Annotated in this window: 10 protein-coding genes; 7 read left to right on the forward strand and 3 right to left on the reverse strand. The window is 41.8% G+C overall.

Annotated elements, in window-relative coordinates:
• Positions 1 to 82: 82 nt before the first annotated feature.
• Complete coding sequence (locus KTO63_RS16725) at positions 83 to 907, reverse strand: universal stress protein (protein ID WP_217792532.1); 825 nt, start codon at positions 905 to 907, stop codon at positions 83 to 85.
• 129 nt (positions 908 to 1,036) lie between these two features.
• Here KTO63_RS16725 and KTO63_RS16730 point away from each other — a divergent pair, with 129 nt between their 5' ends.
• From KTO63_RS16730 to KTO63_RS16755, 6 genes are all read left to right on the forward strand, one after another.
• The gene (locus KTO63_RS16730; protein ID WP_217792533.1) at positions 1,037 to 1,732 is read left to right on the forward strand and encodes a response regulator transcription factor; all 696 of its coding nucleotides are present in this window, start codon (positions 1,037 to 1,039) and stop codon (positions 1,730 to 1,732) included.
• Positions 1,732 to 3,114: a HAMP domain-containing sensor histidine kinase gene (locus KTO63_RS16735; protein ID WP_217792534.1), complete on the forward strand. Its 1,383-nt coding sequence runs from the start codon at positions 1,732 to 1,734 to the stop codon at positions 3,112 to 3,114. Before KTO63_RS16730 ends, KTO63_RS16735 begins: the two co-directional genes overlap by 1 nt.
• Positions 3,115 to 3,204: 90 nt before the next feature.
• A complete protein-coding gene (locus KTO63_RS16740; protein ID WP_217792535.1) occupies positions 3,205 to 4,194 on the forward strand; it encodes an NAD(P)H-dependent glycerol-3-phosphate dehydrogenase in 990 nt (329 codons plus the stop codon).
• Positions 4,195 to 4,208: 14 nt separating this feature from the next.
• A complete protein-coding gene (ggpS, locus tag KTO63_RS16745; protein ID WP_217792536.1) occupies positions 4,209 to 6,473 on the forward strand; it encodes a glucosylglycerol-phosphate synthase in 2,265 nt (754 codons plus the stop codon).
• A 103-nt stretch (positions 6,474 to 6,576) separates the two neighbouring features.
• Positions 6,577 to 8,766: an alpha-N-acetylglucosaminidase gene (locus tag KTO63_RS16750; protein ID WP_217792537.1), complete on the forward strand. Its 2,190-nt coding sequence runs from the start codon at positions 6,577 to 6,579 to the stop codon at positions 8,764 to 8,766.
• A gap of 140 nt (positions 8,767 to 8,906) precedes the next feature.
• Positions 8,907 to 10,538, forward strand: a complete 1,632-nt coding sequence (locus KTO63_RS16755) for a tetratricopeptide repeat protein (protein WP_217792538.1) — start codon at positions 8,907 to 8,909, stop codon at positions 10,536 to 10,538.
• 173 nt (positions 10,539 to 10,711) lie between these two features.
• Here the strand turns inward: KTO63_RS16755 and nhaD are convergent, their stop codons facing one another.
• The gene (gene nhaD / locus KTO63_RS16760) at positions 10,712 to 11,995 is read right to left on the reverse strand and encodes a sodium:proton antiporter NhaD (RefSeq protein ID WP_232373219.1); all 1,284 of its coding nucleotides are present in this window, start codon (positions 11,993 to 11,995) and stop codon (positions 10,712 to 10,714) included.
• Between the two features lie 30 nt (positions 11,996 to 12,025).
• Positions 12,026 to 12,322 carry a hypothetical protein gene (locus KTO63_RS16765; protein WP_217792539.1) on the reverse strand — a complete coding sequence of 99 codons (297 nt, stop codon included), beginning with the start codon at positions 12,320 to 12,322 and terminating at the stop codon, positions 12,026 to 12,028.
• Between the two features lie 716 nt (positions 12,323 to 13,038).
• Between KTO63_RS16765 and KTO63_RS26300 the strand changes: the two genes are divergently transcribed.
• Positions 13,039 to 13,209 (forward strand): four-helix bundle copper-binding protein, encoded by a 171-nt coding sequence (locus KTO63_RS26300; protein ID WP_232373227.1) that lies wholly within the window; start codon positions 13,039 to 13,041, stop codon positions 13,207 to 13,209.
• The last annotated feature ends 25 nt before the right edge of the window (positions 13,210 to 13,234 follow it).

Raw genomic sequence — 13,234 nt, forward strand, 5'->3', positions numbered from 1 at the left:
AAATAAAAAAACCTTACTACTTAAAAATAAAAACGAACAGCGATTCAACAATATCATCAACCAATATCTTGTCATTACAACTTCATTTAGTGGATGCCACAAACAGCATATTGCATGCAGACTTTATAAAATTGTATTTACCTGTGACCTGGTCAAAAGGATCAATCATTATAAGACCCGCATTGATATCGACGGCATACTTAAAAATATCTTTTGAACTATTGTTACGCTGAATTACCTTAACGTTCATCGGATAATGCAAACATTCTGACAATGTTCGGAAAGTGTTTATGAAATCATCGGAGCAAGGTCCATTATCCTCATCATTAACAACAGTAATAAGATGTATCGTGGGCCTTTGCCTGTACGTCAGGGTCTGTAATAAATTAATTTTCCGCTCACACATTTTTCTTCTTACCGGCAATACCACTGCTCCTATTTTCCTGGCCTCAACTTCGCCGGACACCTGCAAAACCGCGCAGTTGGTTACGGCTGCAATAAAACTACTGCTGGTCGTATTGAGAAATGATAACCATGAATGATCCCGCTTTTTACCGATGATGATCAGGTCGGTTTGCAGTTCCTGCGCTTTTTGTATAATATTACCCTGCACGTTGCCTTCCAAAACCAGGTGAACAATTATTTTTATAGTTGGCAAAGCGTTTTGTATTTTCCCCTTCAGGTCTTCAAGGTTTTTGATGGTCAGTTTTTCCAGTGATCCAAAAGTGACTGCTGTCATGGTATAAAACCGACTGATGGGATAGGAAACTTTTTTAGTTTCTTTAGTCAAAACGTGTAATAAATGAATTTCTGTATGGGAGTTGTCAGAGAGAGCCAGTGCATGGCTTACAGCGGCGTCTGTATTCGAAGTAAAATCAACTGGAACTAATATTTTATTAAACGCCATTACCATGTAACCGGTTTTTAAGCAAAGTAATATGCTGATATTAAAACAAAGTTAGACTCAGATTAGAATATTATTAGAGCATTAGCCAATTAAAATGCAATAAGTACATTTGAAGTCAAAAGAATGCCCATGGAGGAAAGGAGAATTCTGATTATAGAAGATGAAAGAAAAATCGCAGATACTTTAAAATTCGGATTGACCGAACATGGATACCATGTTGAAGTGGCCTATGATGGAAATATTGGCAAAAGGATTTTCTCTGCGCATGAATTTGACCTGATTATTCTCGATATCAATTTGCCCGGCATTAATGGTTATGACCTCTGTAAATTTATCCGCCAGGAAAATTTTAAGATCCCGATTATTATGCTGACATCTATGAGTTCGCTGGATGACAAGGTGGAAGGATATGAATCCGGGGCCGATGACTACATGATCAAGCCATTTGAATTTAAGGAACTGCTTTTAAAAATAAGAGCCTTATTAAAACATGTGCTGAACCAGCACTTGCCGGTAGGTAATATATTGAAAGCACGTGACCTGATCATGAACCTGGATACCATGCAGGTTACACGGGAAGGCATAAAAATCAACCTGACTGCGAAAGAATTTCAGTTGCTTGAATATATGCTGCGCAATAAAAACAGGGTCGTATCCCGTGCGGATATTGCTATCAATGTATGGGATACCGACTTTGACAGCAATACCAACGTCATTGATGTTTACATTAGTTACTTACGCAATAAAATTGACAAGTCATTTGACGAAAAGCTTATCCAAACCCAAGTAGGAATTGGTTACATTATTAAAGAAAATAACAACTGATGCCTGTTAAACTACGCATTACCCTTTTCTTTACGTTGATCGTTTTCCTGATATTAAGCATTGTATGCATTTCAATCTATTACATTTCTTACGAAAACAGGGAAAGGAATTTCAGAACACGTCTTACCAATCGTGCGGTAACGACTGCAAGACTGCTGAGTCAAACAGATATTTTTAACCAGGCTCTCCTGCAAAAAATCGATGCTTCCACCACGGTGGCTATGCTCGATAAAACCATGCAGGCCTATGACAGCAATGGTGTGCTGATTTACTCCTATTCCGATAAAACAAATGATACGATTTCTGTAAGTCAAAAAATATTAGACGAGACAAGAAAGAAGAACAATTACTTTTTTACCATTAATAAAAAAGATGGCATAGGTTATTATTTTTCAGACAATGGCAATCCCGTTACCATCATAACAGCGGCATACGACCCTGAAGGGCGAAAAAACCTCCAGCAACTTAGTTTCGTTTTGTGGTTGTGCTTTTTAACGGGCATCATCATTACGGTGGGTGTCGGTTATTTTTTTTCACAAAGGTTACTGGCGCCTGTTCGCAAAATAGCGGACGATGTTAATGCGATTACGGCCCAAAGCCTTGCCAAACGCATTAAATATGAAAAGCGTAAAGACGAATGGACTTACCTTGCCCAAACCCTTAATATACTGCTAAACCGGTTGGAAGAAAGTTTTGACACCCAGGGCCGGTTTATTGCCAATGCTTCACACGAATTATCGACACCGTTGACGTCCATATTCAGCCAGCTGGAGGTCTCACTGCAAAAAGACCGTGATGCAGCGGCTTACAGAGCTGTGATGCAATCCGTTCTTGAAGATGTACATCAACTAATAAGACTTACCCAAACATTATTGCAATTTGCCCAGGCATCCGGGAGACCGGGAGGCGTAGAGCTGCAGTTGATAAGAATAGATGAAATAGTGATGCGCATGCCGCATGAAATGACAAAACTTGATAAGCGCTATCAGGCCAGGATAAATTTCAATAACCTGCCTGTTGAAGAAGATAAATTACTGGTTTTGGGCAATGAAGATCTGTTATCAAGCGCCATTAAAAATATTGTTCACAATGCCTGCAAGTACTCTGCGGATCATGCGGTCCTCCTTGAACTGTCCGCTATCCAAAATGCCGTTTGTATTGCTGTCACCGATAAGGGTCCGGGTATTCCTCATGAAAAACTGCAACTGATTTTTGAACCGTTTTACAGAGCAGATCAGCATCACAGAGAACCAGGTTTTGGGTTAGGCCTGCCACTCGCTTCAAAAATTATCAAGTTACACAAAGGAGAAATTAAAGTAACCACCTCGACGCAGGGAACGACGTTTACCATTATATTACCCATTGCCATGTTTAACTCCTGAAGAACGGCCCTTTCACATTTTATTTCTTTCTAATTGAATTCTAATGCTACGTTAATAACCCGTTAATGCGGCTGCCCTACTTTGCAGTTTATGTTTAGAAACATTACGATAATAGGAAGCGGCAGCTGGGCCACCGCGCTTGTAAAAATATTTTCGGAAAGCGGCATCCATATATCCTGGGTAGTCAGAGATGCGGCGTTGGCCGAACAGATACAGGAGTGTGCAAGGAACACGCGATATCTTTCTTATGTGGACCTGAACCTGGATTTTGTCAATCCTACCGTTGATCTGGAAAGGGCCATTCATTCATCGGAAATGGTCATTTTTGCGTTGCCTTCTGCTTATTTAAGCCAGGCCGCAGAAGCCATAGATCCCGCGTGGATTGTTAAAAAACAGGTAGTGGTTTCCATTAAAGGCTTTGTCCCCGGAACGGCGATGGTTCCCAGCATATTTATTCAAAAAAAATTCGGCCTGGTAAAACCGGTAATGGTGATAGGCGGCCCTTGTCATGCCGAAGAAATTGCCATCAAACGAAATACCTATGTTACAATTGCCGGAACCGATACGACCAACGCGGATAGATTAAAGAACAGTATACAGGTTAAATATATCAACGGTATTGTCAACAACGACCCATCAGGTGTGGAGTATGTTGCGATACTAAAAAATATTATTGGCATTGCCACGGGCATCGCAGCGGGATTAAACTATGGCGAAAATTTTATTGCCGTACTGGTTTCAAATGCCATGAGAGAAGTCAACAGGTTTCTACGTTCTGTTAACCTGTTATACAGGGACGTGTTTGATTCAGCCTATTTCGGTGACATGCTGGTAACCGCTTATTCTGATCTAAGCCGTAACCGTACATTGGGAAAACTGATTGGCCGCGGCATCAAAGTGTCCCAGGCCTTACAGGCAATGGAAATGGTCGCAGAGGGATACCGCGCATCGGAGGAATTATATGTGCTTACAAAAAACAGCGAGCTTCACCTTCCCATCATTACCAGTGTGTATCGTATCCTGCATCAGCATGCAAGTGCGTTCCATGAATTTAAACTGATCGAAAAACAATTACGATAACCTAATCATAGCGCATGATATTAGCTACAGACCTGGACGGAACATTTTTGGGTGGCAAAAGCCTGCATAAACAACAGCTTTACCGAACCATCAGAAAAAACACCTCCATCCGGTTAATTTTTGTAACCGGCAGGGGACTGGAATCCGTCATTCCATTACTGAATGACCCTATTATTCCCAATCCCGATTTTATTATCTGTGACGTAGGTGCTACCATTGTAAATGGTCGTACACTGGAGGCTATTGAGCCATTGCAAAATGACATTGAACAAAACTGGCCCGGCGTGCACAAGATTCGTGAATGCCTGAAAGACATACCCGGACTGCAATACCAGGAAGTTCCCCAGCAACGGCGTTGCTCTTTTTATCTTCATGACGAGAGCATCGCAATAGAAGAGATTCAAAAAAAGGTCGAAGCGATCAATTGTAGTTTGCTGTTTTCCGCTGGTAAATACCTGGATATTTTACCTAAAGATGTAAACAAAGGAAGGACACTTGTCAACCTTCTCGATTATATAAAGGCTGATGGAGAAAATGTGTTGGTAGCCGGCGATACCTTAAACGATCTCGCCATGTACGAATGCGGCTACAAAGGCGTTATAGTGGGCAATGCCGAACAAAAACTCATTCAATCGGCCAAAGATATAGCAGAGGTCTACGTCGCCGACGAGGAAGGAGCAGGCGGTATTTTGGAAGGCATGCAACACTTCGAAAACATGCGTCCATTTCTGCCAAGTACCAACAAAGAAAATATACTGATTGAAAATAGCGAAACACCCCAACTGGTAATGATGTACCACCGGTTTCCTTATGAAATGAAATTGGTAAATGGCAATATTGAACGGGCAGCGCCTAAAAGCCCCAATGGCATTTTGCCCACCTTGCAAAATTTTTTCAATACCGGCAGAAGCGGCGTATGGATTGCATGGGAAGAGGTCGAAAAAAGAGGAGAACTTTTGCGAAACATTTATATAGACAAGGAAAATTATCCAAACCTGATGGCCTCCAGGATCGGGCTTACAAAAAAAGAAATTGATATCTTTTATAAATCATTTGCCAAGGAAGCATTCTGGCCGACCATATTTGCTTTTATAGATAAAGTAAAATTCAATCATCACCACTGGGATCACTATGTGGAGATCAATAGACTGTTTGCGCAAAAAGCGGCGGAGCAGGCAGACAATGGCGCTATGGTTTGGATACACGATTACAACCTGTGGCTGGTACCTGGCTTATTGCGGGAGCTGCGTCCGGATGTGCAGATCGGTTTCTTTCATCACACAGCGTTCCCTGCTGCCAACACCTTCAATATTCTGCCCTGGAGAAGAGAGATCATTGGCAGCCTTCTGCAATGCGACTATATCGGTTTTCATATACCACGTTACGTTGAAAATTTTGTGGATGTCGCCAAAAGCCTGTACCCTGTTGAGGTATTAAAATCCATCAATTGTGCGCCACGATTTCTTACTTACAGCACAGCACTTGGTGTGCCCAAAATGACAACTGCTATAGCAACCGACCACCGGAAAGTTTGCCTGGGGGCGAATCCTGTAGGCATCAATGTAGAATACATCAAACAAATGATGCAGGATAAAACGATCCAGGAAAATATTGCCGCTATAAAAAAGCAATTACAGGATAAGAAACTGATCATAAGTGTAGAGCGCCTCGATTATGTAAAGGGCCCATTGGAGAAGGTGGCTGCATATGAAGAATTCCTGAACAGCTATCCTGAATTCCATGGTAAGGTGGAACTGATATTAATTTGTACACCACCTGCGCAGGGCATGAAAATATATGATAAGATACAGCACGATCTCGAACATGCTATCGGCCGTATTAATGGCAAATACTCCAGTATTGACTGGATACCTGTACGGTTCATCATGCGTTCATTTCCATTTGATGAAATTATCCCCTACTATGCTGTCGCAGACATCGCATGGATAACCCCGTTGCGTGACGGCCTCAACCTGGTTGCCAAAGAATATATTGCCGTACAAGGTCAGCTTGAACAATCCAGCGGTACATTGGTACTCTCTGAATTTGCCGGCTCTGCAGTGGAGCTGACCTACGCCATTCTTACCAATCCTTATGACCTTCAATCACTGAAGGAAGGATTGCTGCAGGCATTGTTATTAAGCGACAATGATAAACAATTAAGAATGCAGCGGCTGTACGAGCAGGTGGAACATTACGATATTGATTTTTGGGCAAATGATTTTTTACAAAACCTGCTTCCTGATTTTTCCGCTGCAGAACTGGCCGCAGAAGTGTAACTATCAAACAGGAAGATGCGTGCATTCAACTGATTTGCCCAAGTGTCAATGCCGTATGTATTCATTTACTAAAAAACAGGCTGATTAAATGCCTTGAATATTTATGCATTACAAAACACTTATTATACTGTTGACCCTTGGTGCGATACTTTCCATTTTTTACAGATGCACCCCTGCAAACGCACGTGATGAAAACACGGAGCCGCTTACGCAGCTAGTGCGCCGTACAGTTCCTTCCTTAGAAAAAAAAGTGCACTTTATTGTTGACACGGCAAGCGTTTTCAATGCAAATGAAGCCTGTAATTTGCGTACCGAAAATGGTGAACTATTTATCACCGCCAATTCTACCATCGCAGCGGCAAGCGGTTTCAATTTGTATTTGAAATATTACTGCCACAATTCTATTTCCCACACCGGCAACAATCTGCAGGTTCCGGAAAAATTACCGGCTATTGAAGATAGCTTTTCCATAAAATCAAACTATCTGTTCAGGTATGCGCTGAACTATTGCACCATCAATTACACCATGAGTTTCTGGGATTGGCCACGTTGGGAAAAAGAACTTGACTGGATGGCCATGAATGGCGTGAACGTCATCCTGGCACCACTTGGCAATGAGCTGGTTTGGTACAACACTTTACAAAAAATGGGATTCAGTGATTCGCTGGCTTTGTCCTATGCGCCCGGCCCGGCTTTCACGGCGTGGTGGCTGATGGGCAACCTGGAAGGCTGGCAGGGCCCCTTATCAAAAAGCTTTGTGGAGAAGCAATCCAAATTACAGCAAAAAATTTTATCACGTTGCAAAGAGCTTGGCATAACACCGGTGGTGCAGGGCTTTTACGGCATGGTACCAACGTTTCTAAAAAGCCGTTTCCCCGCTGCCCATATTATTGACCAGGGAAACTGGGAAGGTGGTTTTAGCCGCAGTGCGTTCCTTGATCCGTCAGATACTTTATTTAAAAGAATGGCCGGTATCTACTACAATGAAATGTTGTCGCTGTATGGCAGCGATCTAAAATTTTTTGGTGGCGATCCTTTTCATGAAGGAGGTAAAACCGGCGGCCTGGATCTTGGCCGTTCCGGCAAGGCAATATATGATGCGGTGGCAAGTCATTATCCCGGGTCCATCTGGGTGTTGCAGGCCTGGCAGGGAAACCCCCATGAAAATTTACTGGATGGATTTGGAAAAGGACATACGCTGGTATTGGATCTGTTTGGAGAATCTGATAATAACTGGGAAAAGCGCAACGGATATAGCGGCCATCCCTGGCTGTGGTGCATGATCAATAATTTTGGTGAAAAAACAGGCATGACCGGCAAGCTGCACAAAGCGGTAGTGGAACCACTAAGAGCCGCGGAGAGTGAGGCCGGCAAAAGCATGAAGGGTATCGGTATTATACCTGAAGGTATTGAGAACAACAATGTACTGTATGACCTGCTCCTGGAAATGGCCTGGCACCAGCAACCTGTTGTACTTACAAAATGGATAAAGCAATACAGTGCCTATCGATACGGAGAGGCAAATGATGATCTTGAGAAAGCATGGATTTTATTGTTGCGTTCCGTATACTCCTCCCCTCCTGATTACAACATCCTGGGGCCTACGGAATCCGTCATGTTGGCCAAACCATCACTCGATGTGAAAAGCGTTTCTACATGGGGCACAACAAAATTATTTTATGATACCACCCTTGTAAAGCAGGCAGCACTTCACATGATAGCTGTCGCCCCGCAAATGTGGCACGTTGAAACATTTTCGCATGACTGTGTGGACCTGTGCAGGCAGGTGTTAAGCGACCGAAGCACTACTATCTACAATGCGCTTATGGACAGCTATCACAAAAAAAGAAAGACTGATTTTAAAAAATATAGAAATGCATTTCTTCAACTGATACTTCAGCAGGACAGCCTTTGTTCGATGAACAAAGACTTCACGCTTGCCCGTTGGCTGGACCAGGCCAGGACGCTGGGAAGCGATGCAAACGAGAAAAAGATGTTTGAGAAAAATGCGAAAGTACAGATCAGCTACTGGGGGCCTATCAACCCCAAAAGCAGCCTCATAGACTATGCCAGCAAACAGTGGAGCGGTATGCTGAGAACCTATTATTATGACAGGTGGAAATTGTTTCTTGATTCGCTGGATAAACGGGTGGATAAAAATAGGTTCCCTTTGCAAGAGCCGGCCATCGATTATTTTATAATGGAAAAAAAATGGACGGAAATGGATATCCCTTATTCCACGCAATCATTAGTGGCGGACAGAGATGCCTTTTTAAAACGTATTATCCATTAATTGTTTTAGAAACCCAGGTTAAAAAAATGTTGACTCTAATCATATTCTAATATTATTTTAATCACTGCCTAAGGATTCCTATTTAGCTTGCTTATTCATCCTGGTCGTGTGACCAGGTAGTAACCAACTAAAAAAATATTATGATGACCAGGCAATTTCTGATAGTAGCAGCAGCTCTGCTTGTATCCACGGGGCTTTGGAGCCAGGACGTGAACGATGTATCAAAGGACATCTATCATGAACGTTATGCACCTGCAAAACAAAAACTATTAAACATCCTTTCACAATCTCCTTCCAACGAAGAAGCATTGTATTTACTCACGCAAGTGTATTTGCAAAACGACAGCGTGCAAACCGCAAAAGCAAAATTATTATCTGCACCGCCGGCAGCACTTGATCAACCTATTGTGATGTGTGCAATGGGCCATTTGCTGCTGCGTCAGGATAGTGCAGACGCTGCCAAAATATATTTTGATAAAGCATTGGATAGAACAAAGTCAAAGAACCCGCATGTACTCAATGCCATTGCAAAAGCAGAGCTGGACGCAAAAAGTGGTGATGCCAATTACGGTCTTTCCTTATTGGAAAAAGCATTTAAAAGGGACAAGAACAATCCTGAGTTATATGTAACCAAGGGAGATCTGTACCGCAAGCTGGGCAATGGTTCAGAATCCTATAAAGCATACCAGGAAGCACTGGCAAAAAATGAAACCTATGCGGCAGCCATTTATAAAATTGGTAAAATATTCGCGACACAAGGTAACAAAGATGTGTATGTAAATTATTTCGACAAAGCGGTAAGCAATGATTCTATGTATGCGCCGGCGTTGTACGAAATGTATTACCATTACTACTTCAAAGATGTAAACAAGGCCAGGGAATATCTTGATAAATACATTGCTGCTTCAGGTAAGAGTGTAAAGACTGATTACCTCGTTACCGACCTGCTGTTCTCTTCTCAAAAATATGGCGACGCCATTGATCATGCAGGAAAACTGCTTGCACTACAGGGTGCAGTAGCCGAACCAAGACTATACAAACTGATGGCTTACAGCTACTCAGCACTCCATAAAAATGACAGTGCACTTGCTTATATGAAACAGTACTTCAAACTTCAGAATGACACCAATTATGTTGCAAAGGATTTTGAAGCGATGGGAGCCATTTATGATTCCATTGGCGGCAAACAGGATTCGGCTATGATCTATTATGAAAAAGCATTAGTGATGGAAAAGGATACCGTGCAAACGCTGAAATACTATAAAAAATTTGCCAATATTTATAAAGAACAAAAGGATTATACACAGGAAGCAAAATGGCTGGGCAAATATTATGAAACCAACACAGCAGCCACCAATGTTGACTTATTTAATTGGGGCATTGCCAGTTATAAAGCCGGAGATTATCCCACTGCTGACAGCGTGTTTACCAAATATGAAACAAAGTATCCCGAGCAGAGCTTTGGCTATTACTGGGCGGCAAGAGTAACAGCAGCCATCGACACTTCCATGGAAAATGGACTCGCTATTCCTCATTACGAAAAGCTGATCGAACTCATTAAAAATGACTCGACAGATAAAACCAATAGAAAATACCTGATAGAAGCTTATGGCTATATCGCGGCATATGAGGCGAACGTCAAAAAAGATTACAGGGAGTCAATCGAATATTTCGAAAAATTACTGGCGCTTGATCCATCCAATGAAGATGCCAGAAAATATGTGGAAGTATTGCAAAAACATATGGTCAACGGCGAATCCTCCAAAAATTAATGTATGTGGCTGAGTTGATAAAATGGCTTTATTATCAGCCAACCGGACGCTCAGCAATACCCTACCAAAACAAACATGCGGCATCCCGGATACTGATCAGTCAGATCCGGGATGTTCATTTATCAACGCGGCATAAACAAGAAACATCAGGTGCCACATAACTTTATCAAGCACTAGTTTGACAAATAATACAGCAACATAATGATCCCGGCACCGGCAAAATAACCAAGCAATGCCAGCAAGCTGAATCTTTTAAGGTACCAGACAAAACTTATCTTTTCCATGCCCATGGCAGCAACACCAGCCGCCGAACCAATGATGAGAATGCTTCCGCCAGTACCGGTACAGTATGCAAGGAACTCCCAGAATTGATGATCGGTCGGAAATTGCGCAAGGCTATACATTCCCTGCGAGGCTGCTACCAGTGGCACGTTATCAATTATCGAAGAGAGCAGACCAAAGGCAATAACAACGGTGTGAGGATTCTTAACATGTTCAGTCATCCATGCTGCCAATTCGGCTAATAGGCCGGTTGATTGCAAAGCCGCTATACTGATCAATATTCCCAGAAAAAAAAGAATGCTTGGCGTATCAATTTTCCGCAAAGCATAGGTCACGGATAAAAAATGTTTATCCTCCTCATCCTTATCGCCATGCAATATCTCTGTGATTATCCAAAGTATACCGAGCCCTATCAAGATCCCCATGTAAGGCGGCAAATGAGTAAGCGTTTTGAAAACCGGCACCAATAGCAAAATGAAAATGCCGGAAAAGAAGACAATGTATTGAGTTCTTCTTGACACCATCATTGCCTGCTCGGTTTTGTCTTCTTCGGAGCGCTTGACAACACCTTTGATCTGGAACGATAAAATAATCAACGGCACCAGCATTGAAACCAGGCTTGGTAAAAAAAGTTGCTTGATAATATTGCCAGCTGTTATTTGCTTGCCGATCCATAGCATTGTCGTAGTGACATCGCCGATTGGAGACCATGCGCCACCGGCATTGGAGGCAATAACGATCATACCGGCAAACAGCAATCTTTCCCGTGGCTCCCCTATTAATTTTCTAACCAGTGATATCATCACAATGGTTGTAGTAAGATTGTCCAAAGCCGGCGAAAGCAGGAAGGCTATAAAGGAGATGATCCATAACAGGTTTACTTTATTTTTCTGTGTAATTCGCCTGGTAATGATCTCAAATCCATTGTGTACGTCAATTAATTCGACAATCGTCATTGCACCCATTAAAAAGAACAGTATACCGGACAATTCGCCAAGATGATCAGTTAACTGTTCCGAAACCATTTCCTTATCTTCTGTTCCCAATATATAAACAACCCAGCAAAGCACACCGGTTACCAGTGCAGTTGCTGCCTTGTTGATATTTATAGTATGCTCCAAAGCAATACATATATATCCGACTATAAAGATGCCTATCAAAAGTATCGTCATCATTTTATTTTTGCTTTATAAAATAGGTTGATGCTATTTCCTGAATACTACGTCTATATTTGACTGGCTAAGACGCACTTTCAGCCAGCCTTCTATCTTTTTCTTTTCGCTGATGGGTTTGGCTCTTGCAAAATCAAGCACAATCAGCACAGCCGGTTCATTTTTTTTCAAAGAGGAAACAATGTTAGCGGAACTCATTGTTATCCCCAGCAGATCCGGATATTGAATCTTTAATTCATTATATAGTTGCATCGATGCATCTCCCATGTGGTTAATGCTGTCGATCTTTAAATGAAGTGTATGCAGTTCTTCATCTTTGGCTTTAAGCAATTGACTAAGTTGGGTGACTTAGGCAGCCAGTATAACAAATATCAATACCCATAAATTAGTACCCTGAAAAAAACGCCCCGGTCTATACTTTCGATAATGACTCCGCATCCTCTTTCTCAAGCAGCAGTTTGAATTTTTTAAGTATATTATTAATCATGGACGACATCGTGCCTCTAAAATACGCTTTGCAATTAAAATGTAATCTATTGTCAGACAGCATAACTCCAATAAAAATGGCCCTTCGCCATTTCCGCTTTTCAAAAAGCTCAAGAATGGCGTTCATTCAACAGTTTGGATAATCTGTCTATAGTGAATTCCGACTTGCCATTTGATAAAAGAGCGGGTCGAAAGCAATTTTTCTTGTCGACCACCTCAAACACGAGATTTATTATCAATCAAGATAGATCGAATACCACTGACGAAACAATCGTGATTATCACATCGTTGAAAGAATGTACACAAACAATTATTTCGCTGAATAGAAGTTTTTCTAAAGAAGGAACAATTTTTTCTGTACTAAATCCAATATCAATCCAAATTTAATTATGACAAATTATAACCATTACCAAAGTTGTATTGATGCCTGCCTGAATTGCGCGTCAATTTGTAACTTTTGTGCAAGCTCTTGCACCCAAGAGGAGAATGTAAAAATGATGGCCCTTTGTATTCAACTGGATATGGAGTGTTCCGCAATTTGTTACACAGCGGCTCAATTAATGAGTTTAGGAAGCGACAAGGCTCAACAGTTGTGTAAAATATGCGCCGATATATGTGACAAGTGCGCAAATGAATGTAGCAAACATCAATCAGAACATTGCAAAAAATGCGCTGAAGCCTGTCGTGAATGCGCCAAACAATGCAGACAAATGGTCACTGCAACTGTTTGAGACGTCTTGTAGAATAATTGGATCA

This window comes from Pinibacter aurantiacus (genome assembly GCF_019130065.1).
GTDB classification, from domain to species: domain Bacteria; phylum Bacteroidota; class Bacteroidia; order Chitinophagales; family Chitinophagaceae; genus Pinibacter; species Pinibacter aurantiacus.

What these genes read in the sequence shown, in the direction of transcription:
- KTO63_RS16725 (WP_217792532.1), bottom strand. Translation starts at nt 907, where the DNA reads ATGGCGTTTAATAAAATATTAGTTCCAGTTGATTTTACTTCGAATACA.
- KTO63_RS16730 (WP_217792533.1), top strand. Translation starts at nt 1,037, where the DNA reads ATGGAGGAAAGGAGAATTCTGATTATAGAAGATGAAAGAAAAATCGCA.
- KTO63_RS16735 (WP_217792534.1), top strand. Translation starts at nt 1,732, where the DNA reads ATGCCTGTTAAACTACGCATTACCCTTTTCTTTACGTTGATCGTTTTC.
- KTO63_RS16740 (WP_217792535.1), top strand. Translation starts at nt 3,205, where the DNA reads ATGTTTAGAAACATTACGATAATAGGAAGCGGCAGCTGGGCCACCGCG.
- ggpS (WP_217792536.1), top strand. Translation starts at nt 4,209, where the DNA reads ATGATATTAGCTACAGACCTGGACGGAACATTTTTGGGTGGCAAAAGC.
- KTO63_RS16750 (WP_217792537.1), top strand. Translation starts at nt 6,577, where the DNA reads ATGCATTACAAAACACTTATTATACTGTTGACCCTTGGTGCGATACTT.
- KTO63_RS16755 (WP_217792538.1), top strand. Translation starts at nt 8,907, where the DNA reads ATGATGACCAGGCAATTTCTGATAGTAGCAGCAGCTCTGCTTGTATCC.
- nhaD (WP_232373219.1), bottom strand. Translation starts at nt 11,995, where the DNA reads ATGATGACGATACTTTTGATAGGCATCTTTATAGTCGGATATATATGT.
- KTO63_RS26300 (WP_232373227.1), top strand. Translation starts at nt 13,039, where the DNA reads ATGAGTTTAGGAAGCGACAAGGCTCAACAGTTGTGTAAAATATGCGCC.